The 22,244-nt window shown below is 53.6% G+C and carries 28 protein-coding genes; 18 read left to right on the plus strand and 10 right to left on the minus strand.

What is annotated here, in order from left to right:
- Nucleotides 1-380 precede the first annotated feature (380 nt).
- The 3 genes from B5G43_RS15360 to B5G43_RS15370 are packed head-to-tail and all read left to right on the plus strand — an operon-like array spanning nt 381 to nt 1,611.
- Entirely contained in the window at nt 381-1,079 is a 699-nt protein-coding gene (locus tag B5G43_RS15360) for an N-acetylmuramoyl-L-alanine amidase (protein ID WP_087262907.1), read from the plus strand.
- Nucleotides 1,080-1,094: 15 nt separating this feature from the next.
- The gene (locus B5G43_RS15365) at nt 1,095-1,355 is read left to right on the plus strand and encodes a phage holin (protein WP_087262909.1); all 261 of its coding nucleotides are present in this window, start codon (nt 1,095-1,097) and stop codon (nt 1,353-1,355) included.
- Nucleotides 1,356-1,359: 4 nt separating this feature from the next.
- Entirely contained in the window at nt 1,360-1,611 is a 252-nt protein-coding gene (locus B5G43_RS15370; protein ID WP_087262910.1) for a hypothetical protein, read from the plus strand.
- A 43-nt stretch (nt 1,612-1,654) separates the two neighbouring features.
- Here the strand turns inward: B5G43_RS15370 and B5G43_RS15375 are convergent, their stop codons facing one another.
- The 4 genes from B5G43_RS15375 to B5G43_RS15390 all read right to left on the minus strand — a co-directional run bounded on the left by B5G43_RS15375 (nt 1,655) and on the right by B5G43_RS15390 (nt 5,414).
- Nucleotides 1,655-2,521, minus strand: a complete 867-nt coding sequence (locus B5G43_RS15375; protein WP_242960627.1) for a YitT family protein — start codon at nt 2,519-2,521, stop codon at nt 1,655-1,657.
- Nucleotides 2,522-2,665: 144 nt separating this feature from the next.
- Nucleotides 2,666-3,205: a DUF5317 domain-containing protein gene (locus tag B5G43_RS15380; RefSeq protein WP_087262914.1), complete on the minus strand. Its 540-nt coding sequence runs from the start codon at nt 3,203-3,205 to the stop codon at nt 2,666-2,668.
- Entirely contained in the window at nt 3,205-4,512 is a 1,308-nt protein-coding gene (locus tag B5G43_RS15385; protein ID WP_087262916.1) for an HD-GYP domain-containing protein, read from the minus strand. Before B5G43_RS15385 ends, B5G43_RS15380 begins: the two co-directional genes overlap by 1 nt.
- A 263-nt stretch (nt 4,513-4,775) precedes the next feature.
- On the minus strand, nt 4,776-5,414 hold the full coding sequence (locus tag B5G43_RS15390) for a hypothetical protein (protein ID WP_087262917.1): 639 nt from the start codon (nt 5,412-5,414) through the stop codon (nt 4,776-4,778).
- Nucleotides 5,415-5,573: 159 nt separating this feature from the next.
- Here B5G43_RS15390 and B5G43_RS15395 point away from each other — a divergent pair, with 159 nt between their 5' ends.
- The gene (locus B5G43_RS15395) at nt 5,574-6,143 is read left to right on the plus strand and encodes a hypothetical protein (RefSeq protein ID WP_087262919.1); all 570 of its coding nucleotides are present in this window, start codon (nt 5,574-5,576) and stop codon (nt 6,141-6,143) included.
- Here the strand turns inward: B5G43_RS15395 and B5G43_RS15400 are convergent.
- A complete protein-coding gene (locus tag B5G43_RS15400) occupies nt 6,140-7,048 on the minus strand; it encodes a hypothetical protein (protein ID WP_087262921.1) in 909 nt (302 codons plus the stop codon). The genes B5G43_RS15395 and B5G43_RS15400 overlap by 4 nt on opposite strands.
- Before the next feature lie 251 nt (nt 7,049-7,299).
- Here B5G43_RS15400 and rpsB point away from each other — a divergent pair, with 251 nt between their 5' ends.
- From rpsB to B5G43_RS15460, 13 genes are all read left to right on the plus strand, one after another.
- A complete protein-coding gene (gene rpsB, locus B5G43_RS15405) occupies nt 7,300-8,022 on the plus strand; it encodes a 30S ribosomal protein S2 (RefSeq protein WP_087262923.1) in 723 nt (240 codons plus the stop codon).
- 84 nt (nt 8,023-8,106) lie between these two features.
- Complete coding sequence (tsf, locus tag B5G43_RS15410) at nt 8,107-9,024, plus strand: translation elongation factor Ts (RefSeq protein ID WP_087262924.1); 918 nt, start codon at nt 8,107-8,109, stop codon at nt 9,022-9,024.
- Nucleotides 9,025-9,387: 363 nt separating this feature from the next.
- Nucleotides 9,388-9,816, plus strand: coding sequence for a hypothetical protein (locus B5G43_RS15415; RefSeq protein ID WP_006574476.1), 429 nt, complete (start codon nt 9,388-9,390; stop codon nt 9,814-9,816).
- A complete protein-coding gene (locus B5G43_RS15420; protein WP_242960628.1) occupies nt 9,809-11,527 on the plus strand; it encodes a Mu transposase C-terminal domain-containing protein in 1,719 nt (572 codons plus the stop codon). Before B5G43_RS15415 ends, B5G43_RS15420 begins: the two co-directional genes overlap by 8 nt.
- On the plus strand, nt 11,524-12,876 hold the full coding sequence (locus tag B5G43_RS15425) for an AAA family ATPase (RefSeq protein ID WP_087262928.1): 1,353 nt from the start codon (nt 11,524-11,526) through the stop codon (nt 12,874-12,876). Before B5G43_RS15420 ends, B5G43_RS15425 begins: the two co-directional genes overlap by 4 nt.
- Before the next feature lie 24 nt (nt 12,877-12,900).
- Nucleotides 12,901-14,139 carry a TniQ family protein gene (locus B5G43_RS15430; protein WP_087262929.1) on the plus strand — a complete coding sequence of 413 codons (1,239 nt, stop codon included), beginning with the start codon at nt 12,901-12,903 and terminating at the stop codon, nt 14,137-14,139.
- Complete coding sequence (locus B5G43_RS15435) at nt 14,109-14,411, plus strand: hypothetical protein (protein WP_087380846.1); 303 nt, start codon at nt 14,109-14,111, stop codon at nt 14,409-14,411. The genes B5G43_RS15430 and B5G43_RS15435 overlap by 31 nt, the downstream gene beginning before the upstream one ends.
- A gap of 2 nt (nt 14,412-14,413) precedes the next feature.
- Entirely contained in the window at nt 14,414-14,767 is a 354-nt protein-coding gene (locus tag B5G43_RS15440) for a hypothetical protein (RefSeq protein ID WP_087262933.1), read from the plus strand.
- Nucleotides 14,764-15,048 (plus strand): hypothetical protein, encoded by a 285-nt coding sequence (locus B5G43_RS15445; protein WP_087262934.1) that lies wholly within the window; start codon nt 14,764-14,766, stop codon nt 15,046-15,048. Before B5G43_RS15440 ends, B5G43_RS15445 begins: the two co-directional genes overlap by 4 nt.
- 63 nt (nt 15,049-15,111) lie before the next feature.
- Entirely contained in the window at nt 15,112-15,681 is a 570-nt protein-coding gene (locus tag B5G43_RS15450; RefSeq protein ID WP_242960629.1) for a recombinase family protein, read from the plus strand.
- Nucleotides 15,678-15,758, plus strand: a complete 81-nt coding sequence (locus B5G43_RS17890) for a hypothetical protein (RefSeq protein WP_242960630.1) — start codon at nt 15,678-15,680, stop codon at nt 15,756-15,758. Before B5G43_RS15450 ends, B5G43_RS17890 begins: the two co-directional genes overlap by 4 nt.
- A 22-nt stretch (nt 15,759-15,780) precedes the next feature.
- Nucleotides 15,781-16,104 (plus strand): UpxZ family transcription anti-terminator antagonist, encoded by a 324-nt coding sequence (locus B5G43_RS15455; protein ID WP_006574468.1) that lies wholly within the window; start codon nt 15,781-15,783, stop codon nt 16,102-16,104.
- A gap of 72 nt (nt 16,105-16,176) precedes the next feature.
- A complete protein-coding gene (locus tag B5G43_RS15460) occupies nt 16,177-16,503 on the plus strand; it encodes a hypothetical protein (RefSeq protein ID WP_006574467.1) in 327 nt (108 codons plus the stop codon).
- 101 nt (nt 16,504-16,604) lie between these two features.
- Here the strand turns inward: B5G43_RS15460 and B5G43_RS15465 are convergent, their stop codons facing one another.
- Both B5G43_RS15465 and B5G43_RS15470 read right to left on the minus strand, forming a co-directional pair.
- Nucleotides 16,605-16,796, minus strand: coding sequence for a hypothetical protein (locus tag B5G43_RS15465; protein WP_006574466.1), 192 nt, complete (start codon nt 16,794-16,796; stop codon nt 16,605-16,607).
- Between the two features lie 1,825 nt (nt 16,797-18,621).
- A complete protein-coding gene (locus B5G43_RS15470) occupies nt 18,622-18,888 on the minus strand; it encodes a type II toxin-antitoxin system prevent-host-death family antitoxin (RefSeq protein ID WP_006572409.1) in 267 nt (88 codons plus the stop codon).
- Nucleotides 18,889-19,415: 527 nt separating this feature from the next.
- Here B5G43_RS15470 and B5G43_RS15475 point away from each other — a divergent pair.
- Nucleotides 19,416-20,312, plus strand: a complete 897-nt coding sequence (locus tag B5G43_RS15475; protein WP_158097448.1) for a helix-turn-helix domain-containing protein — start codon at nt 19,416-19,418, stop codon at nt 20,310-20,312.
- A 743-nt stretch (nt 20,313-21,055) separates the two neighbouring features.
- On the opposite strand, the gene B5G43_RS17175 is transcribed toward B5G43_RS15475, so the two are convergent.
- The 3 genes from B5G43_RS17175 to B5G43_RS15485 all read right to left on the minus strand — a co-directional run bounded on the left by B5G43_RS17175 (nt 21,056) and on the right by B5G43_RS15485 (nt 22,163).
- Nucleotides 21,056-21,343: a hypothetical protein gene (locus B5G43_RS17175; protein ID WP_143382887.1), complete on the minus strand. Its 288-nt coding sequence runs from the start codon at nt 21,341-21,343 to the stop codon at nt 21,056-21,058.
- Nucleotides 21,344-21,676: 333 nt separating this feature from the next.
- Nucleotides 21,677-21,871, minus strand: a complete 195-nt coding sequence (locus tag B5G43_RS15480) for a helix-turn-helix transcriptional regulator (RefSeq protein ID WP_206405032.1) — start codon at nt 21,869-21,871, stop codon at nt 21,677-21,679.
- Nucleotide 21,872: 1 nt separating this feature from the next.
- Nucleotides 21,873-22,163, minus strand: coding sequence for a hypothetical protein (locus B5G43_RS15485; protein ID WP_087262939.1), 291 nt, complete (start codon nt 22,161-22,163; stop codon nt 21,873-21,875).
- Between the last annotated feature and the right edge of the window lie 81 nt (nt 22,164-22,244).

Below are 22,244 nucleotides of genomic sequence, written 5' to 3' on the forward strand. Positions count from 1 at the left end.
TTTTCGCGAAAAGAAATGGGGGAAAGAAAAGGCGGAGAGGGGAACTTCTCGTTCCCCTCTCCACTCCCCTCCAAAAGGGCGGCCTTTTAGGGGGCCGCCCATATTGGCAGGGTACAACGCTTTCCGGATAGGCGAAAAGCCTGGAATTTGCCACGCCAGGGTAAGGAAATCCCTCCGCAGCCGGATGGAGACCGGGATGCGTTTTGGGGGAGTCCAGAGGGGGGTATCCCCCCTCTAGGCTTTCTTTCCCACCGCTTTCTTTGCAAAGAAAGCGGTGCTCCCGCCGAGTAGGCGGCCCTGTCCGGGCAGGACGCCAGCGCGGCGAGCGCAATGATCGGAACGATCTGAAATGAGAGAGGAAACGGAACAAGGAGGAAATCATGAGTCAATTTATCGTTTGTCTGGACCCGGGTCACGGTCCCGGGTGTGCCAACCGCTCCCCGGACGGGAGCTACCAGGAGCAGGAATTTGCATATGATGTAGCGGGCCGGGTGAAGGCCCGGCTGGAGGCCCGCGGGGTGGAAGTGGTGCTGACCCGGGACGCCGAGGGCTATCCCAGCCTGTCCCAGCGCTGCCTCGCCAGCAACGGGGCGGGCGCCCACGCCTTTGTGTCCCTCCACAGCAACGCGGCGGGGAACGGGGGCTGGGAGAGCGCCTCCGGCCTGGAGATGTACACCAGCGCGGGCCCCGATACCGCGCCCCGCAACGTGCTGGCCCAGCGGCTGAAAGAGCGGTTTGAGGCCGAGCGGGTGGCGCTGCGCACCGTGCCCATCCGCCACTACGGCTACGCGGTCCTCACCGGTACCGAAGCCCCCGCCGTGCTCATCGAGTACGGCTTTCATACCAGCCGGAGCGACACCGCGCTGCTGCTGGACGGGTCGTACCGGGAAAAGCTGGCCCGGGCCACCGCCGACGGTATCTGCGCCTTTCTGGGTGTGGCCTGGCGTGAGGAGACCGCCGGCGAGAGTGACCGGGACACCGTGCAGCGGCGTTTCCGTCTCGCCGACGAGACGATGGACTATCTGAGTGCCTACCAGTACGCCGACGCGCTGCTGCAGCGTCTGGCCACGGGGGCCTGAGAGGAGGTGATGCGGATGAAGATCAACTGGACCGTGCGTCTGCGCAACAAGGCCTTCTGGGTGGCGCTGGTGCCCGCCGTGCTGCTGCTGGTGCAGGTGGTGGCGGCGGTCTTTGGCTATATGCTGGACCTGGGCGAGCTGGGCAACAAGATCCTGGCGGTGGTCAACGCGGTGTTCGCGGTGCTGGCCATTCTGGGCGTGGTCACCGACCCCACCACTGCGGGCGTCAGCGACAGCAAGCAGGCGCTGACCTACGAAGCGCCCAAGGAGGACTGAGCCCATGGAGTGGACCGTGGTGACCGCACTGGCGGCGCTGGTGGGGCTGGGAGCGTCAGTCGTCAAGCCCATCGTGTCGCTGACCAAGTCCATCACTGCGCTGACCGTGGTGGTGGAGCGGGTGGAGAAGGAGCTTGCCGAGCAGGCCCGCCACAGCCAGGAGAGCCACCGGCGCATCTGGGCCAAAAACGAGGAACAGGACGGCCGGCTGGACGAGCATGAGAGGCGCATTGACCGCCTGGAGCACCGGCCATAAATCAAAAACGCCCCCCGGGACAGGACCCGGGGGGCGTTTGCGTTTATTCCAGGGGACGGATGAAGAAATTGCCGATGACTTCGGTGGAGTTGACCACGTTGACGAAGGTGTTGTGCATGTTATCGGCGATGTAACGGCTGATGCGGCGCACGTCGCTGTCCGAGAGGACGGTGTAGACCACATAGCGCTGCTTGTGGGTGTAGGCGCCCTCGCCGCTCCAGCAGGTGGCGGAGTGGTTGGTCAGCTCGATGAGGGCCTTGGAGAGCTGCTCCGGGTCGTCAGTCACGATGAAGAGGGTCTTTTTCTTGTACCGCTTGTAGAGGGCGTTGATGACCTGGGTGTAGCAGAACTGATAGATGATGGAGTACAGGGCCTTATCCATGCCGAAGAGTACGCCGTAGATGAGGATGACGGTGGCGCTGAAGTAGAGGACATAGTTGAAGCCGTTGCTGCTCTTGTACTTGGCGGCGATGGACATGGCGATGAAGTCGGTGCCGCCGCTGCTGGCGCCGCTGTTGAGGACCAGCACGATACCGATGCCGCCGCAGATGGCGCCGAACACCGAGATGAGCAGGGGGTCGTTCACGATGTCGTACTTGGGCAGCAGGTCCACCAGGATGGAGGACAGGAAGATGCTCACGCAGGAGAGCAGGGTGAAGCGCTTGCCCACCAGACGGAAGGCGATGACGGCGGGGATGGCGTTGAAGGTGATGTTGAGCACCGAGAAGGGGATGCTGATGTGGAAGAAGTGCTCAAAGATGCTCTGGATGAGGATGGACAGGCCCGAGAAGCCACCCGGGACCAGGTCGCCCGCGGCGATGAAGGTGTTCATGTTGACGGCGAAGATCACGCTGCCCGCCAGGAGCATGAGGCCGTGCAGGATGTCTTGCGGAGAAAGAATTCGTTTCACGATACGATTCCACCTGAACCTCTCATAATTTGTTCGCCCGGGCGAGCCGGGCCGGAGATGTTACTATACTATATAAGGTCCAGGCGGGAAAATCAACCGTCAATGTGAAGTTTTTGGCAAAAAAGTGCACAAATTTTGCCTGCTTTACCCCCGCCGCATCCAGCGGGGCAGGGAAGTGGGGGCCATGACGGCCATCAGGCAGAAAAAAACGCCTGCCGCCAGGAGCAGGTCGCCGATGCTGGCAAAGCCGCGCAGAATGGGGACATAGACAATGTCGCCCAGGAACCACAGCCGGGTGTCCGGCCCGGCCAGGGCGTACATGGGGATCTGGAGGGACTCCAGGGCGGCCAGCCCCTCGGGAGAGAGGACGGAGGCGGCCTGGCGGCTCACCGGCATGCGAAAGCCGTTGAGGGCGATCACCAGCAGGTTGCCCCCCGCGCCTAGGGCAGTCAGCAGGGCGGTCTTGGGCAGGTGGCAGTTGGCCAGACAGAAGAGGAAGAGCAGGCCGTAGGACAGCAGAATGATGGCCGGGGCCCAGTCCTGGGACAGCCGGCCCAGAAGCTGCTGGAGGAGCAGCGCCGCCACCGGCAGGGGGAGAAAGCGCAGCCGGGCTTTCTCCCAGCGGCGCAGCCGCCCCCCGGTCAGCCAGCCCACGGCCAGAGCGAACACCACCGCAAGGGTCATCACGGCGTACCCACCTCCTCCTGATCGGGGATGAGACGGCCCTCCTCGGCCATCCGGGCGGCCACTTCGGCCACCTGGGGGTGGAACTGCTTGCCGGCCTCCTCCCGCAGAATGCGGGCGGCCACCTGGGGGGAGCGCCCGGCGGAGTAAATGCGGTCGCTGGTGATGGCGTCGTAGGAGTCCGCCGCCCCCAGGATGTAGACCTCCAGAGAAACTTCGTCTCCCCGGGTGCCGTCGGGGTAGCCGCCGCCGTCGTAGCGCTCGTGGTGATGGAGGACCATGTCCAGAATGTCGGAGTAGGAGTCGATGTTCTTGAGGATGTCCACGCCGATGACCGGGTGGCGCTGGATGACGGTCCGCTCCTCCGGCGTGAGGCGGCCGGGCTTCTGGAGCACCGAGTCGGGAATGCCGATCTTGCCGATGTCGTGGAAGATGGCGCCGGTCTGGATGCGGCGGATTTGGCGCTGGGACAGGTGCAGTTCCGAGGCGATCTGAGTGGCGTAGCAGGCCACCCGGGTGGAGTGGCCCTCGGTGTAGGTGTCCTTGGCGTCCAGCGCGGCGGTGAGGGTTTTCAGGATGCTGTACTGCTGCTGTACGCCGTTGAGGTAGAGCTTGAAGGAGTACCGGGCCAGCAGCAGCGGGAGCATGAACAGCAGGGCCATCCACACGCCCGACTTCATCTGCAGCAGCATGGCCAGGAAATAAGCCATGGGCGCCGAGCAGACAATACTGGGCAGCAGGCCCAGGAACATCTGCAAAATGGTGGGGTAGAAGGTGACTTTGTGTTCCAGCAGGAAGAGGAACAGCAGGATAAAGCTGTTCAGCGCGATGGCCACCAGAATGAAGAGGGCGGCGGGCAGAAGCACACCCGGCAGAGTGATGTTGCCGGGCTCGCCCCCGGCGGCGTGGTAGGCAAATCCGGCCAGCGTGAAGGAGAGGTTCAGGTTGCTGGCGTTGAAGAGGGTCTTGACCGGCGCGGTGTTGAAGATGTGGCAATACCCCTTCCCGTTCTCATTGGGGAAGATCTCCAGCGGCTTCGTGAGGAAAAAGACCGCGGTGGCAGTCTCCGGACCAAAGACCAGCACCATGGCCAGGATGCTGATGAAGGACATGTCGATGGTACAGTCCGGCCGGATGTAGAGGGGAAGGCACCGGCAGAGGATGCACAGCAGCACCAGGACCAGCAGCACCGACGGGGAGCGCCAGGGCTGGCACTGGACGGCCGAGAAGATGGAGTATACCCCGGCAATGGTGCCCAACAGGACGATCAGACCGATATACCAGGACGACGACGTGTGCTTTTCCATGATAGGCAAGACCTCCGGTCCGCACCAGCGGAAGAGTGAGTAAAAGGGGAGAGATGTACAAAGCGGCTGGTGATCACCAGCCGCTTCATACCAAAGGAAGAATCATTTAGCGCCAGTTGAAAAACGCGCCGCCGGCGACCACCAGGGAAACCAGGGAAGTCAGAGCAAGCATGATCTTCGCCTTATTCATCGAATACAGCCTCCTTTATCAGGATGCTCCGTCCGTCGCTAGGGACGGGCTGTATTCGCTTCGCTCAAATGGGTCAGTTGGGGAAAGACGCCTGGACGGCCAGCATGGGCAGACGCCGGTTCACCGCGTCCAGCGTGGCCAGGACCACCGCGTAATTGGGCTCCTCGCCCACATAGCAGGCCCCCAGCAGCGCCTCATTTTTGCCGTCGGCCTTGAGGGCGACGCCCACCATGGCCACCTCATGGCCGGCCAGAGAGGACATGCGCACATCGTCCAGGGTGAACCGGCACCGGTCGGGGAGGAATTGATTGATGGCCGCCACCGAGGCCTCCGCGATGGAGCGGGTGCGGGCGGCGGGGGAGGAGTCGCAGTGAGAGTGGCCGGTGCAGCTCCGCTCTCCGGCGCGGAGGAACACGTCCACCGTGACGCCGTCCCGGCTGGTGGCCATGGAGAGATGGTCGAAAATCAGGCGAGCGGGCCGTTCCTGCATGCCGCCGGGGATCTGGGCCACGCTGATGACCCGGTGGTCCAGCTCCAGGTGGAATTTGGCCAGCAGGGCCGACTGGATATCCCGTGCAAACTGCTTGGGGGAGCGGGACTGGTCGCTGAGCACGTGCAGCTCGGTGACGCGGCCTTCCTCTACATGAAATTCCACACCCAGCACGCCCGGCAGACGGCAGACCAGGTCCTTCCAGGCCGCGACATCGCTCACCTTGCATCCTCCTTTTGGGCGGAACCACCTCCGCCCGATCCTAAACTGACCCAATTATACAGAAATCGACTGCGCAATGCAAGAGAGAATGGGAGGAAAGATTTTCCTCTGACCGCGCATAAACTAGCACCAGCCCAGACAGAGGCGGGAGGTGGGGACATGGAATGGACATACCCTCTGGACGGGGGACGGGGCCGCCTGACGGTGCGGCGGGAGGGGACCCGGGTGGAGGTGCGCTCCCGGATCTCGGACGACGGGCAGGGGCTCTATAAGGTGTGGCTGCTGGGGCCGGGGGGCGAGCTGCCCCTGGGGACCCTCCTGCCCGAGGGGCGGGAGCTGCGCCTGGAGCGGCGTCTGGACGGACCGCGGCTGGAGGCCCAGGGATTCTGGCCGCCGTCGGGGGCACTGGTGCGGCGCACCTTCACCTTCGGCGCGCAAAAAAAGCATCCGGCCCAGGGGCCCCGGGGCTTTGCCCGGGTCCGTCCGGACCAGGTGCTGGGCGATCCTGTCTTGCGGGAGAGCGGGGGGACGGGAGAACTCTGGACCAAGCGCGCGGGGGAGGAGACTTTCCTGCTGGTCCCCTTCCACCCCGGGAAACCGCTCCTGCTGGCCCCCGCGTTCTGCCTGATGCGGGTGGTGGAGCGGGACGGAACGCGCTGGGCCGCCCTGCGGCAGGACGAGCGGGGGTGGCCCGTCCTGCCGCCTCCCACGGCGGAGGAGCTCTTTTAGCGGGCCATTTCGGCCATCCGGTGCAGATTTTCCCCCAGGTCGCCGCCCAGGGGGAGGCCCCGGTCTCCCAGCTTTTTGGGCACGGAGGGGTAGTCCCGGTTCATGCGGATGAGATGGGCGTCCGGCCACAGGAGAGTCATGCGCTGGAAGGGGTGGCGGATGAGGCCGGGGGAGTTGAAGCCCACTCCCAGCTCCAGAAAGATGGTCTTTCCCTCCGCCGCCTCGGCCCAGAAGGCCTCAAAGGAGGCGCGGTTGGCCATGACCTTGTCGGGGATGAACACATCCCGCCCCCGCATGTTGCGCACCAGGGGTGCGCCGCACCGGGGACAGCGGGGCAGGTCCTCCTCCCGGCAGGCGTAGGTGACCGGGTCCATGTGGGCCACGATGTTGCGGTAGATTTCCTCGCCGTCCCAGAGCTCCCGGCAGCAGGGCACTGAGCACTGGAAGTCGGCGATGCTGTTCTGGGGGCAGAACACCCGGTCCGGGTCAAAGCCGGCCTTGTAGAACTGGTCGTCGATGTTGCTGCTGAGGACAAAATAGTTTTTCCCCGCCACCAGGGCGAGAAGATCCCGGTAGGCCTGGACCACGGGAAAGTCGTACCGGGCCCACAGGGCCTCGGCGGCGATCATGCCCTGCTTCTGGAGGTAGGTGCGCTTCTCGTCCCACAGGGCCTGCCACAGCGTGGTGTAGCCCAGGGCGGCCAGGGCGGGGAAGTCCCGCTTCAGGACTTCCTCCGACTGGTAGTCCAGCCCTCCGGCGGCGGACAGGCCCGCCGCGCCGCCGATGATGATGTGCTCCGCGTCCTGCAGCAGCTCCACCGCCCGCCGGAGATCGGCGGTGTTGTCCGTCTCCGCCAGGCGCCGGGCGTCGGCCGCGTAGGCCGCCATGCGCTCTGCATAGGTCATAGGGAAAGCCTCCTTCCGGCGTCCGCCGGGACGCCCCTCAGTTACCTTTTATTTTATAGAAGCCGGCGCGGAAAGACAAGCCAGGGAATAAATGCGGCGAATGAGGAAAATAATACTTGCATCTTGCGGAGACCTGCGATATAATACCAGAGCATGATTACACACATCCGCTGATTCTGTGTCCGGTGCCCGCAAGGGTGGGCAGGGAAGAGGACGCGGATGGAGGTAACAACAAAAAGGAGGAAATAATCATGGCAGTCGTTTCTATGAAGCAGCTTCTGGAGGCCGGTGTCCACTTCGGTCACCAGACCCGTCGGTGGAACCCCAAGATGGCCACCTACATCTACACCGAGCGTAACGGCATCTATATCATCGACCTGCAGAAGACCGTGAAGAAGCTGGAGGAGGCCTACAACTTCGTCCGCTCCCTGGGCGAGAACGGCCAGACCCTGCTGTTCGTCGGCACCAAGAAGCAGGCCCAGGAGGCCATCAAGGAAGAGGCCACCCGTTGCGGCGGCTACTACGTCAACGCCCGTTGGCTGGGCGGCATGCTCACCAACTTCAAGACCATGCGCGGCCGCGTGGACCGTCTGAACCAGCTGAAGAAGATGCAGGAGGACGGCACCTTCGACATGCTGCCCAAGAAGGAAGTCATGAAGCACCTGGGCGAGATCGCCAAGCTGGAGAAGTACCTGGGCGGCGTCGTGGAGATGAAGAAGCTGCCCGGCGCTCTGTTCGTCGTTGACCCCCGCAAGGAGCGCAACGCCATCAACGAGGCCCGCAAGCTGCACATCCCCATCGTGGCCATCGTGGACACCAACTGCGATCCCGACGAGATCGACTATGTCATCCCCGGCAACGATGACGCTATCCGCGCCATCAAGCTGATCTCCGGTGTGATGGCCAACGCCATCCAGGAGGGCAAGCAGGGTCAGGACGCTCCCGCTGAGGAGACCGAGGCTGCTGCCGAGTAATCGCAAATACCCAATCGTTTCGGAGCGCCCGCCCGCGCGGGCGGGCGCTCCTTTTTGATACCAAAATAACGGAGGTAATGGATCATGGCAATCACCGCGAATGACGTTAAGAAGCTGCGCGAGATGACCGGCGTGGGCATGATGGACTGCAAGAAGGCTCTGGCCGAGGCCGAGGGCGATATGGACAAGGCCATCGAGCTGCTGCGCGAGAAGGGCCTGGCTGCTTCCCAGAAGAAGGCTGGCCGCATCGCCGCTGAGGGTATGGCTTACGCTGCCGTCATCGACGGCGTGGGCGTGGTGGTCGAGGTCAACGCCGAGACCGACTTCGTGGCCAAGAACGAGAAGTTCGTGGACTTCGTCAAGGGCGCGGCCGCCACTGTGGCCGCCAACAAGCCCGCCGACCTGGACGCTCTGATGGCCTGCAGGTACGCTGGCAGCGACCTGACCGTCACCGAGCAGCAGCAGGAGATGGTGCTGGTCATCGGCGAGAACATCAAGGTCCGCCGCTTCGCCTTCTTCACCGACGGCGTGTGCGTTCCCTATATCCACGCTGGCGGCAAGATCGGCGTGCTGGTGAACCTGGACACCGACCTGACCGCCGAGCAGGTGGAGACCGTGGGTAAGGACGTGGCCATGCAGATCGCCGCTCTGAACCCCCGCTTCTGGGACAAGACCCAGGTCACCCAGGACGTGCTGGACGAGGAGAAGAAGATCATGCTGGTCCAGATGGCCAACGACCCCAAGATGGCCTCCAAGCCCGACAAGGTCAAGGAGAACATCGTCATGGGCAAGCTGAACAAGTTCTACTCCGAGAACTGCCTGCTGCAGCAGGAGTTCGTGAAGGACAACACCACCACCGTGGAGAAGTATGTGGCCGCTTCCGCCAAGGCTCTGGGCGGCACCATCACCTTCAAGAACGCCGTTCGCTTCGAGAAGGGCGAGGGCATCGAGAAGAAGCAGGAGAACTTCGCCGAGGAGATCGCCAAGCAGCTGGGCAAGTAATTGTGTACTTGTCCCCCCGCAAACAAGCACATTGTCCCGAAATAATGACTCACAAAAGAGTCCGAGGAAATTCGTTTCCCCGGGCTCTTTTTTTATTTATTTTCTGTTTTTAGCCCGGGTTTGGCTTGATTTAGAACTAATTTAGAATTTTTTGAGAAAGAGATTGGGCGAGCAGCTTGTGGTCAAAATGGTCGGGCAAACGACCAGGTTGGAGTGGGATGACCACATGGTATCTAAGGATAATGCAAATTATTCTGAGATTTTGCAGATAAAAAAAGAATTAAATTGAGATTCTGCGGGTCTTTTTCAGCAAAATCTCGGTTTAATTCAAAAACTAAAGTCAAAATCTCAGCTTAATTCGATATGAATCATCAAAATCTCAAGATAATTCTTTTGGGGGCAGCAATGGATAAGGCGGGAATGAAAACAAGGGACATTCGATTTTTCAGCAACAAGAACGATCAGATCATTTGTATCCACTCAAAATGGGCACGGGATTACGCGAAATATCTGGAGCAGCAGCCCTGGGTCCAGTCCTATCAAGCTGTAGTACCATTGGAACCCGACTACATACAGCATGTATCTCCCGTTGATATCCGCTCACTTTATTTTAAAAGTGAGTGGGCGACCGATTTTCTTATTAGGTTTGTAGACGGAAGAAAAGGGGTCCGGGAACTGGTACACAAAGAGGATCTAACAAAGCGCGCAATAGTCGAGCGTCTGGAGCTGTCCAGAAGATATTGGGCAGTACGGGATATTGACGAGTGGAAGGTGGTGCTAGTCGATGTCTGAGGCACTGCGCTTTGTGAAACGATTAGGCGCCATCTATCGAGTTTTGATTGAAACTCCAGCTGGCTGCTGGCTCATTAACTGTAACGGCCCCTCTCCACCATTTTTTGAGGCCGACCTACACAGATATGAGCGTGTACCAGCGCCGGAAAGCTGGATATCAGAACAGATTAACACCCCGGCTCAGGAAGCCCGCCTGCAGATGATCCAGCCGTTGCTTAACTGTGATAAATGTATCTCGGATAAATCTCAGCGCTACAGGATGGCGGCAGAGGCGGCACAGCAGTACCAGACTACGACACGCCGCATCCTGCGGCTGTACTACCGGTATCTTGCCACAGGACGACTCACGCAAAAGCGGACACAGCAGGCCAGCAAAAGCAATCAGATGATAGAGCGAGCAATCCGGCGGTACTATTTTGGTGCCAAACGGCTATCCCTAAGATCCGCCTACGAGATGATGTTGCTGGAGGATTATGTGGGACCCGATGGTCGGCTCGACAGCGATGCTCCCACATGGAGCAAATTCCGGCACTACTACTATGGGCACAGGCTGCACAAGGATCCTCAAAAGATCATCGCACGAGAAGGGCTGACCAAATATCAGAGAGACCACCGACCTGCATGGGGCTCCTCTGCCGGATGGCGGACACAGCCTGGGAGCTATCAGATGGACGCCACACAGGCGGATATCTACCTGGTGTCCAGGCAGGAACGATCCATCGTGGTGGGCAGGCCGTATATCTACTTGGCGGTAGACACAGCCACCCACCTGATTGCTGGTGTCAATATCGGATTTTCATGCGATGAGACTGCTGTGATGGCTTGCATTGAGCAGGCCACTATGGATAAGGTGGAGTACTGTGCTCGCTATGGAATCGAGATTACACCAGAGCAATGGCCCTCAGTGGGGATGCCAACGGAGATTATCACAGATCAGGGGCGTGAGTTTTTTGGGCCAAGAATGTCGGAGATGTGTTGCCGGTATGGGCTTGAGGTTTTGACCCTGCCACCATTTCGGCCGGATCAAAAGGGTTGCGTGGAGAAGTCAATCGACCTGCTTCAGAAGCGGTACAAACCACTATTGCGAGGAAAGGGAGTCATTGAGGATGATGCCCAGGAGCGATGGGCCACCGACTACCGCATGCAGGCCACCCTGGATCTTGATGATTTTACACGCATTGTTATCCACTCGATCTTGTATCTCAACAGCGGACGGATCCTTGATGACAAGACTCCCGCAGAAAGATGGCTGGAGCTATCGCCCCGATTGATGGCGGTGAATCCCCAGGAGCTGCACATCCAAACCCTGCCCCGGGATACCGCAAAACTGACCCGTAAAGGGATTAGAGTCAACCGTATGTGGTACGCCCCGGATGGTGCAGATGGGCTGACCATTGGGAATGTATACACGATTGCCTATGATCCATCTGACTTGCGCTGCATCTATATCATCCTGGCTGACCGAATCTGTCCATGCCATGCTATGAATCTCTCCTATTTACTTTCTGAAACCGAATGGGAGAAAACTTATGAAGCAGCTAAGAAAAACAGGGAGGCTGCCCGAACAAAAGAGACGGCATCGAGCGTCGCAGCAATGCAGGCTATCCGATCGGTTATTAAGCAGGCAGACAGCAGGCGAGAGTCAATCAGGCAAGTCGACGGAGAACAAATCAAACAGGAGCAAATGAGAGAGAGGGGGCGATTGACATGAGCAAGTATCCACCCGGCCATACGGTCGGGGCCATCTATGAGGGCTCATCAGGAAACCCATACCTGGAAGCCATGCCGGATATGCTCTCGCCGGAGCAATTTGCCCAGGTCATCGCAAGTTACCCATCTATCCCACATGGTCTGGCCCAGATGTCTCCAGAGGCGCGTCGGGGACTGCTGCCGTCTCTGGCATCCATCTATGTGCCGATGCCATACCAGTACGCCATCTATGACACGCTCTACCGTGCGATCGCTATGACATACCACACGGCCGATGTGGTGGAATCGACCAAGGCGATCAATGCTTACTATTGTGGCCGAGCCACCAACTATGCCACACAGGCAGACAGCGGGTCAATTTTGGGAGTCCCGGGGTGTGGAAAGACGGCTACCGTGCGCCGGTGTCTATCCACGATGCCTCAAGTCATTGAGCATACGGAATACCAAGGACAGCCCTGTTACTACAAGCAAGTGCTGTGGCTCCATGTAGAATGTCCGAGTGATTGCTCGGTCAAGACGCTTGGATTTGGGATTATGGCCGCACTTGATCGGGCTATCGGCGCAAAATACCTGCAATCAACGCAGGGGCTGCGATTGGCATCTGCATCCGCCATTGCAGTGCAGACAAAAATCCTGCTTACTAACCACCATGTAGGGTTGTTGGTGATTGATGAGATTCAAAATGCGGTCACAACGGCCAGAAAAAATCGGCAGGAAAAGCCTCTGCTCCGATATCTGGTTGAGCTCACAAACGAGACTATGACCTCCATCTATTTTGTAGGTACACCGTTGGCTGAGGAGCTCTTTATAAGTCAGGAGCATCTCAAAAGGCGTACCAGAGGCATCCGACTGGCTCCATTTCGGCCGGACGGAGCATATCTCGATTTTTTGAACAAGATATGGCCCTATCAGTACACAGTACAGATGGCAGAACTAACCACATCCATCGGCAATAAGCTATACGATTGCAGTGGCGGTATTCCGGCCTATATTCTCAAGATATTCACAGAAGCTCAGGACTGGGCCCTCCTTCAGGGGCGCAGCTGTGTCGACGAAAAAACCATTCAGCAAGCGGTAGAGTTGCTGGCCATCAAGGTTCCACGGACTCATGTAGCGGGCACCCACATTTCGGACTTTGAAATTGGGGCACAAGTGCCAGAACCACCGCCAGACCAGGAAGAAGTACCAAGGCAATATGCAAACAAGCGTGGTCGCAAGGCGGCACAGCGGGACGATGGGGATCTGCTCGTTGCGTACAACAATGGAGTAGATATTGAGGTTCATCTCAAAGAGCATGGGTGCTTGGAGGTTGATTACCATGCATATCCCAAAGATGCACGGGGCCCCTGATGCGCTTGTACATCGGTTGGTTTTATGCCGATGCTGACCTATTTTCCGTCCCCGTACCCAGATGAATGGTGGTACTCGGTACTTTGCCGTTACCATGTACGCAGTGGCCACAGCAAGTACGCAACTACTATCAACGAGCTATACAGTGACCGCCCCATGGTGCATGGCAGGCTTATCCCAGGTGGCGACTGTGCCGCCATCTTATCCAATTTACCACCAGGGGTGCTGTCGATCGATGATGTATTGGCCAATTATACTCTGCTGCCGTACTATACCCGTTTTTTTGCTGCAGACAAGAAGCAGCAGGTATGGGATGCATTACTGGACGGCCATGGGTCAGGCATCACCAGCCTGCGGACGCAGATGCCGGATGGCACGGAGGGGCTCAAGTACTGTCCCACCTGTTATCTCTTGGATACAGAAAAATACGGAGAGCCATTTTGGCACCGGGTACATCAAATTCCCCTGCTCCCCATTTGCCCGATGCACCAAGTGCCGCTTGTTGTTGTGCCTGCCAAGTTTACACGGCTATCGGAGATGTTTCTCCCGCTCGTATCTGTACGCCACCAAAAAGCTGAACACAGAGAAAAAGCCCCATGGATGGAGTCGCTGACTGATATGCTGACTGCGCTGGTATGCGGAGAGTATGCCCCAACGGTTGGATACAACAATCTGCATACCGCATTGATCAACGCAGGATATGGGGTGGACAAGATCAGCGAGCATCAGGCACTGAGTGCTGCTAAAATCCAGCAAGCAGCAAGAGAGTATTACGGTACACAAATCTATGAGCAGTACTTTGCCAGCTTGTCCGCCGCCGTACTATCACGGCTGGCAAAATGGCAGCTATCCTCGCCGGAGCGGTATGCGCTGCTCGCCGTGATGGTTGGGATGGATGCGGACACTCTATTTGGACTGGCAATTGAGCCAATCGACCCACTGCTGGAAAAACTCTTGTCCTACAAGGAGGCGGGTGTGATATACGGCAAAAGCGATCTGGCCGCAAAGATGGGTATACAGCCTGGACAGTTGGACTCCCTTGCGCAAAAGTATAATATACAACCCTTTTGGCGACAGATCAGGCAGGATCGCTGCAAATGTATCCGGTTGTTACTAACAAATGGCGAGTATGAACTCATATTGAAAGCGGCAAGGGAAAGTGGCAATACGCAGCTTGCTGTGTTTGTACGAACAATCGTTTTGGATGTTTTATGCAACAAGGAGGAATCTAAATGCGACCAAAAGAGCACCGGCAAATTGTGAGAGCAGTCCTGGAAAAGGAAGAAAAAGAACGCGAGCAGGAGATTGCGAGCATGATGCCAAGATTGCGCAGTCTAGTGGATGACGCCACCTATATAACAGGGCTGGAAGATGGCGTAGCTGCATTGATAGCGCTGTACATCCTGTGTACCAGTCACAATATCAATACCATTAAGCATTATCAGGACATCAAGACCCGCTTGATGCGTCTGATCGATCATCTGCAGGATAATATGCTACGGAGATTTCCTCCTCAAGAAAATCTGGAGGACTAATTATGGACAAGTATCGAAAGATTTTGGCGACAGTCAGAGGAAAACAGCATAAAAAAGACCAGGAAAAACAGGTAAGGGACATTGCGGAGACTATGTGCTTGTCAGTCGATGAGAGTCCGTACATGATTGCCATGGGGGACGGGGCGGCAGCAGTTGCAGCCATGTATACCCTGTGTGTGGAGGATGGACTCAACACCGTAATGGAGTATCTGGAGCTCAAAGATCGCCTTGATGGACTCCTGGGTGATATGCACGACAAGATGCGGGAGATATACCCAGTACCTGCTCAGGGCGAGTCAGGGGACAAGTCCAAGCAGTGTATTGGTGCCGATACGGCCCAGGAGGAGTGTACATGATATGGATGGATAGTTACGCCAAGATCCACGCACTTACCCTCGGCTGGGTTACCTGCGAGGATGACTTGACTAATTGGACCGATGAGGCCCTATGGCCTCTGGTATCCCACGCTGACATGGAGACCATGATGTGGGCCATGTCTGCGTTTATGACGATAACCTCTAGGGCTCCCCCTGATGGTGTTACCCCTTGTACCTACCGGCTGGCATGTAAGGTCATTGGAGACAAAATCGAGCAAGTAATCGAGGCAAAGCTCAAAATGGAAGAGGGGTGTCCATAAAACAGTTGTTTGCCGTTACACACGGGAGACCCCGATTTTGGGGCCTCCCAGGGGGATAAAACAGTGAAAAATGGAACGGAAAATCAAAAGGGGATTATCGTTACAGATAACGCTGGTACTGTACATGGTTACGCCCGGTGCTCGACCAACGAGACCCGCCAGGACATTGATCGCCAGGTCCGGGAATTGAGAGCTGCGGGTGCCACCGTTATCTGGCAGGAATATGAACATGGGGATTCCGAGGCCAAAGAGCAGCAGAACATGATGTGGGATACCGTCTACCCTGGGGATACCATTGTAGTGACAGAACCCTCCAGATTGTCCCGCTCAGTGCAGCAGTTTTGCCAGATTGTAGAGACAATCAAGTCCAAGCGCATTAGGCTCCAAATCTTAGGGAGCATCACCATCGACTGTAGGACGACTGAGCCGGACCCTATGACTGTGGCCTTTCTGCAGCTCATCGCCGTGTTTTCCGAACTGGAGTTGAGCATGATTCGAGCCCGTGTGCGTAGCGGTGTGGCCAACGCCAGGGCCAAAGGCAAACAGTTGGGCCGCCCGTCCATCACGGTAGAGCGCATCCCAGATAGTTTTTTCGATACTATGCAAAATACCAATGTAAAGAAATCAATGTGACAGAGCTGGCCAGACTGGCACAGGTAAGTCGCCCCACAGTCTACCGATATCTGTCCGCCATTCGGGCCAGGAAATAAAAAAGAAGGAAGGCTAAGTGATATGACGGAATGCTACCGCTATGCTGTCGACACCTACGCGCAGATGACAGAGGATGAAAAAGCGAAAATCTCCCTGGAGTTGCTATATAACGCCATCTGTTACTATCATGGTGAGGCAGAAGAAATCGTACAAGAGTTGCTGCGCATGGATCAGGAAACTCTTAGCAAATTTGAGGCCTCATTAGCTGCAACGAGACAGCAAGTCAAAAAGATGCATCAGGCTGCATTGGCTGCAATGTCTGCCCTGCGACAGTCAGTATTTGCATCTGGCGATGTAGAGGATATCCTCTTTTATCGCATCGCCAACAATTTGCCCATTGAATAACACTAGGAACTCGCTAGTAATCAGGAGATGTATTACCCAAGCTTGAGGATTTGCTAAGAAAGAAGGATAGTTATGAAAAAAGAAGACAATACCAAGTTAACTGTGGATGAAATCCTTGAAGAGATCGAAAATGCCGGCCTGGATACCCCAAAGATGCAATGCAGCATCTGCGGCAAAGAGAAACCGGCCCATGCTGTATACACATTACCGGAGGTCTGGCGCCATGGGAGACGGCTGGCGCTATATATGCTGGGTAAGGCGCCCAGGCCGGCGCCGGTGGACGAGGAGGCGATGATTCGGAAATATGGGTACACGGCCCGGGATGTATTTTGCTGTGACTGCTGGCTGGATCTCATCTTGGATGGTACGCATAAACACGGAGAGTCAACCGATAAATAAGTTGGTCAAGATTATTAACATGAAAAATATCGGGCTCGATCGCTTGATCGGGCCCGATGTTTTGTCTCAGTACTGTGATTATTTTTATATGATCGGGTGAATTATGCTTGTCTTGCTTGTTCCTCTTGAGCCGATTGTAGATAAGCTGCAGCTTCCCTAGGATTGTTGATGCACCAATGGAAAAAACGGTTAATCAATTCTTCGATGCTAATACCCATGGGCTTGATCAGATCTTCGACCTGCGCCTTTAGCTCACTGTCAATTGTAATTGTGATAATTTCTGTCCTACCCATATCAATTGGCTCCTATGCAAACTTTTTGATACACTTACAATCTACGCGATTGTTAGCAGCCTGCAAGATGTTCTTGCAGACTTTGTCCAGATGCTGGGGTAATTTCTCGGCTACTTTGTTTATAATCTTTATTTTATCTTATCAAGGAACTTTACATTCTGCAACTTTTTATTCTGTAGAGCTGACGCTGACTATCAGCATTGACTATTCTTTTACACAAAGAAAAAAGGCAGACGGGAAGTACTCCTCGATTGATTTGATTGAATCTTTGGCTCGTGACTTTCTTCAATCTCATTTCAAGACCACCTGTAAGTGTTTTGGTAATTATATAATGCATCAAGGAGATAAGCAAAGTTGAATTAAATTCCCCAAAATATCAAAATGATCGTTAGGATAAAATATTATGAAACTATTTTGTAGTGAAACAGTTGGTTGTTGTACAAAAAAATGAACACTGGATTTGTGCCGCATAAAAAAATTTTTTAGGAATTTTAGTTCTTGTATTATTTCAAAAAATATCTAATAACAATATATTCTGCAACTTTTATTGGGGAAAATTGTCCCTTGTTATATAAAACAATCAAAAAGTGGAAATACAAAAAAAGGAAAACAGCATAGGATGTAATAGACATAGCCAGACAGCGCGCGGAGATGAGGGGCTAGTACAGGAGGAGACCCATAATTCCTGGCGAATCCCCCCGCAGCGGGCTGGCTGCATACAGACTCTCTCTGGTCCATCCGGAGACGGGGGTTTAGGCGATCACGGCCCTCGATATCAACAAGCGCGATCAGGTCTGGCGGAGCCGCTGCAATAAATCCGCTCGGGGGAATGCATGGGAAAGATGATCCAAGAACTCCCGTCAACCGGGTGTGCCTGTCCGGGAATAGAAATTAGGCAGGAGGGTTTCTCGCCGGCGATGAGCCGGGGGAGCTTGCTCAAGGATGGTCGCCGAGGAGCGAGAATACGGCGGAGAGCAGGCTGGTCGATCATCGCTGACAAGATCAAATGAGGTCTTGGACTCCCCTGAGCAGCGCAAAAGAGTAGTATTATACTCTTTTTGCGATGCTCAGGGGGTGTTGCATTCTTTTCACGACAAGCTCATGCCTTCCAGCCTTATCCCGAAGCTAAAGATCTCATGATTCTTTGACACGAAAGAAATGTGCCGAGCGGTCGGTCCATTTGCCAGGTGCAGGTGTGGCAGCGCCTTTGGCTCATGGCCTCCCAGGGCAGGTACAGGGTGGTCAAGACACTTGACTCAAGGGCTTGCCTCCAGTGGTCTGCCAGGCAGTCTTTCAACATCTGACTGATTTCCCCCTGCAGCACAGGACGCAGTCAGTAATCCGTTCCGGTTTCACAGAGCCAATATCAACAATACCTACTGGCTTGGACAGGGGTGCTGATTAACTCATCCACAGATGTATTTAATAGTTTACCTTGCTAAAGCAACAGGGTAGACACGATTGCAGTACAGGAGGTAGTCAGTAATCCACTCCGGTTGCACAGAGTTGGTATCAACAATCTCTACTTGCTCGGGAGGGTTGCTGATTAACTCATCTGTTGAGACATTTATAAAGAATCTGTTCCAGCAGGTGGTCGAAGGAATCCAACTGCAATGATTGATTGTAGGTTGTAGAGGCTTGTGTTATAGCCCCTTCCGTTAGAGACGGTTATTAAGTGTTTCTTAATAACTGCGTTCTTCTCCAACTCACCATGAGACTTCAGGCTGAACTATCCGGGAATTCCGGATAGTTGTCTCCTCTGTCAGTTCAGCATCCGCATGGAACGGTCTGACACAACCACTTTGTATCTTTGCTCTCCCATGTGTCAAGCCTCCGATATCACACGGTCCAGATAGGCCGACACTTCATCCAGCGTGTGGTCTTCAATTTCATGAAGCCGGTCTTTCTCAACAGCTAGGAGTTGTTCCCGCAGCTTGAGCATCTTTTCGCGCCGAGTAAAGTTTTCGATGTCCATGACCACCAGGTCACCTTCACCGTTTTTGGTCAGGTAAACAGGTTCCCCAGTTTCCCTGCAAAGTTCTGCAATCTCATCGTAATTTTGCCTAATAGCTTCAGATGGACGGATGTTCATATGGAAGCCCTCTTTTCAATATAGCATTTTTATAACTTAATTATAACAACATTTAGTCATCAAATCAAAAATCCGGATCCGCCTCTCATCCCATAGCTTGCACAGTGGGCTATCCTGACTAAATCTCTGGAAACTCTGCAGGGTTCCAAATCCATAGTATGATATATTCAAATCTAAAAACTCGTTAGCCTATCTCTGAAAATGGATTGCAGAAAATCAGAGACTTTTCGGCTACAGGCAGCAAAAAAATGAAGCTTATTCAGATATTTTCTCTGTAGAAAAGACGCTCTGTATCCCGTTTCCGCATAGTGGAGCAGATTCAGACTTCCTGCCGCTGTTATGCTTAGGCCAATCGCAGCGAAATCGTTTGTTACTAGAAACGCAAAAAATTTTAATGTTGCCTCACTATTTGAGGATTTAAACCATTCTGTTGATTACAACATGGAGCAAACTTAGGTGAGTGAAAATATGATTTTTATGTTTCGCATATAATAATTATGACTTCGGTTTGGAGCATCATAATCCGAATGAAGAAACAAAAGAAAATGGAGGAATTTATAATGTTTGAAACGACTAATTTGCTTCCCATCCGGTACTTACAGGACAAGGATAACGCCAAGGTGTTTTTAGAGGCACTATTGGGAAAAAGCATCTCAGGGATTGAGCGTTTCTACTGGAGAACAAATCTGCCAGAAGCATTTGATTTACGACAAGGAAAGCCCGACATTTATCTCGAAGATCTAAATAAAAATCAATATGCAATCCTGGAGCGTAGGTATGGGTTTGATTGTGGCTATCAGGACACAGTAAGCCGGTTTATTCAAAACGCAATGAGTGCTGATTCTTTAAGCTATCATGGAACTGTATCTGAATGCTCCGAATCATATATCATTTTTTTATCACACCTCGGTTGCTTTGGGCAGAGCGATGCCATTTGTGACCTGTCAGATGTTTCTACGGGAGGGGACTCAAATAATCGGTGTCATAAACTTTCTATCAACACTCATTATCTTGTTCCTAACGCCGATCCACAGGTCATCAAGATTTTAGATATCCTTCGTAGCGAAGATACAGAAATTATGAGGAAGGAAAATTTAGTTGAAATGTGGGTGACTGCTCCGAACGAAAAGGATCGAGACGCATTTATGTCTGAATGGGCGCTGACCGAATCGTGGGGGCTTGATGATACAACTGATGGAGATGAACTTACTGAGCGAGCGATGCGCTGTGCGCATGTGTGGGATGTATCTCGTATGGGAATCAAGGAAATTCGAGAATCAATTGGCCTGACTCAGATAGAGTTCTCCCATAGACTCTGTATTCCTATGTCAACAATTCAGGCTTGGGAAAACGGAGAAGATTGCGCTGGTTACATTCGGTACATGGCAGCGTTACTCTTGGGTGTTCTGAAAGAAGTAAAGTGATAAATTGATATTAGTACGACACCATATTTAAAAGCAGAAAGCCCCCGCCACACGGTGGGGGCTTTCTTGTGTCCCAATAGGTTTAATATGCAATATGCATCTAATATGTTTTTCAATTTTGGCAATATGCGTTTTATATCTATCTAATATTTAACTAATAGTTGACTAATAAGCAGATAAAATGTGGAATATGCAAATAATATGTAGATAATAGGCAAAATGCCTCTGGTGTATCTAAGAGCAGGGGATGGGGGCTTGGGCCGGTCTGATGTAGCAGGCAGCTGATAGCTGCACAGACCTGGAGGGAGGACGATAAAATTGGCCAATCTATGGATGATCCAGCGGGGACACTTATGCCGGCCCCGTGACAGAAGGCAACTGAGAATTGTGTTTGAAACAACAATGAGAGTTTTACACCCGGTTCTATTTTCGCCGAACACCCCTACCTCCCCGGCAGTCTTGGTTTTTTGCTTTGCCGTCCGCACTGAAACGGTATTCGTACCGGCATAATTCCGGCGTAAAACCGTATGGTGTCCAAGGTAAAGCGCAAAAAACCGTGGTATCTGCGGTTACATTACTAATATAATTGTGCTATCTCTTCTGCGAATCTGGAAAGCACAGGGATTGGATGTATTGAGGCAAAAGGACAGTCACATCACTCAGATGACACGCCTAAACAGTTCTCTTTGGCGCTCGCTGCTGGACCTTTAAATGCAGATCCCGTAGTTTTCTTTTTAGTGCATCTATAGGTTTTCTCTTGAAAGTGTATTCTTTAGACTATCGATATCATGCAGTCGCTTCGAATTTTCTAGCTCCAAATTAGCCAACAAAATCATTTGATATAGCACATCATACCAATGCTCCAAGTCCATCGGAGTCATAGAAGCTACCGCTTTTTTATAGTTCTTGTCTCCCTCCGCACAGTTGTTATGCCGGAGATTTAAATTATTAAGCATAAAGAAAATGTTGCGCTCCAATGACTGATTTATACCCTTTAAAACATTTCTTTTGGGTTCTAATTCTGCTCCCATTGTAAGAAGAATGCGTTTTTTTGCCTCAAAGTTTCCTTGCAATGTGCGGTGATTATATCGTACAATTTCAAAGGCAGTTTGAGGATCTACGATTTCTGCAACGGCAGTTACCTCTGGTTTGTCCTCAGCTACTATGAGTTGCTCAACTTCTGAATTATAATATGCTTTGTAATTAAAATCAGAGAGACAATCGTCGAGTAATGTTTTGAGGATGCTATAAGTTATGTCCCTTTTTTAGATAATGGTTGTTGTAAAAAACTACACAAAAATATGGTGAAGATCATTCACCATATTTTTGTGCTGTAGAACAAGTATTATTTTATGTAATGCTGCTTATTTTAACGGATTAAAAAGTTCATCAACTGTAAGCTGTAATTCTCTCGCAAGGCTAAATGCCAACGAAAGCGTAGGGTCATACTTGTTATTCTCAATTGCATTAACCGTTTGTCGAGAGACGCCACATTTTTTTGCTAATTCTTCTTGTGACAATCCTAATTCCTTCCGTCGATTTCTGATTGTATTCTCCATATTAGTTGCCATGCTTTCTCTTGTAATATAAAAGCGTTAAAAGGTAAACCATAGCGGTAACACTAAGTTTAATAAAAGGATTGATTAGCATAGCTTCACCTCTGACAAGGGACTCCACAATATCAATCACTAATCCTCCCACAACTACAAGAAGTGTGGATGTACTTGCTTTCCAGACTATAAGCTGTCTCCTCTCATCTCCCGTTCTCAGCAAAGAAACAATCATTGAAATGTCTAAAATGATTAAGACAAGCAAGAAAACCCCGAAAATAATCAATCCAATATTCTCCATACATATACTCCTTTCTGCATCAACGACTTACAAAATATCAAATACTTTTTACATTATTATGATAACGCTGCAAAGCCAAGA

This window comes from Flavonifractor sp. An92, from assembly GCF_002159175.1.
Lineage (GTDB): Bacteria > Bacillota > Clostridia > Oscillospirales > Oscillospiraceae > Pseudoflavonifractor_A.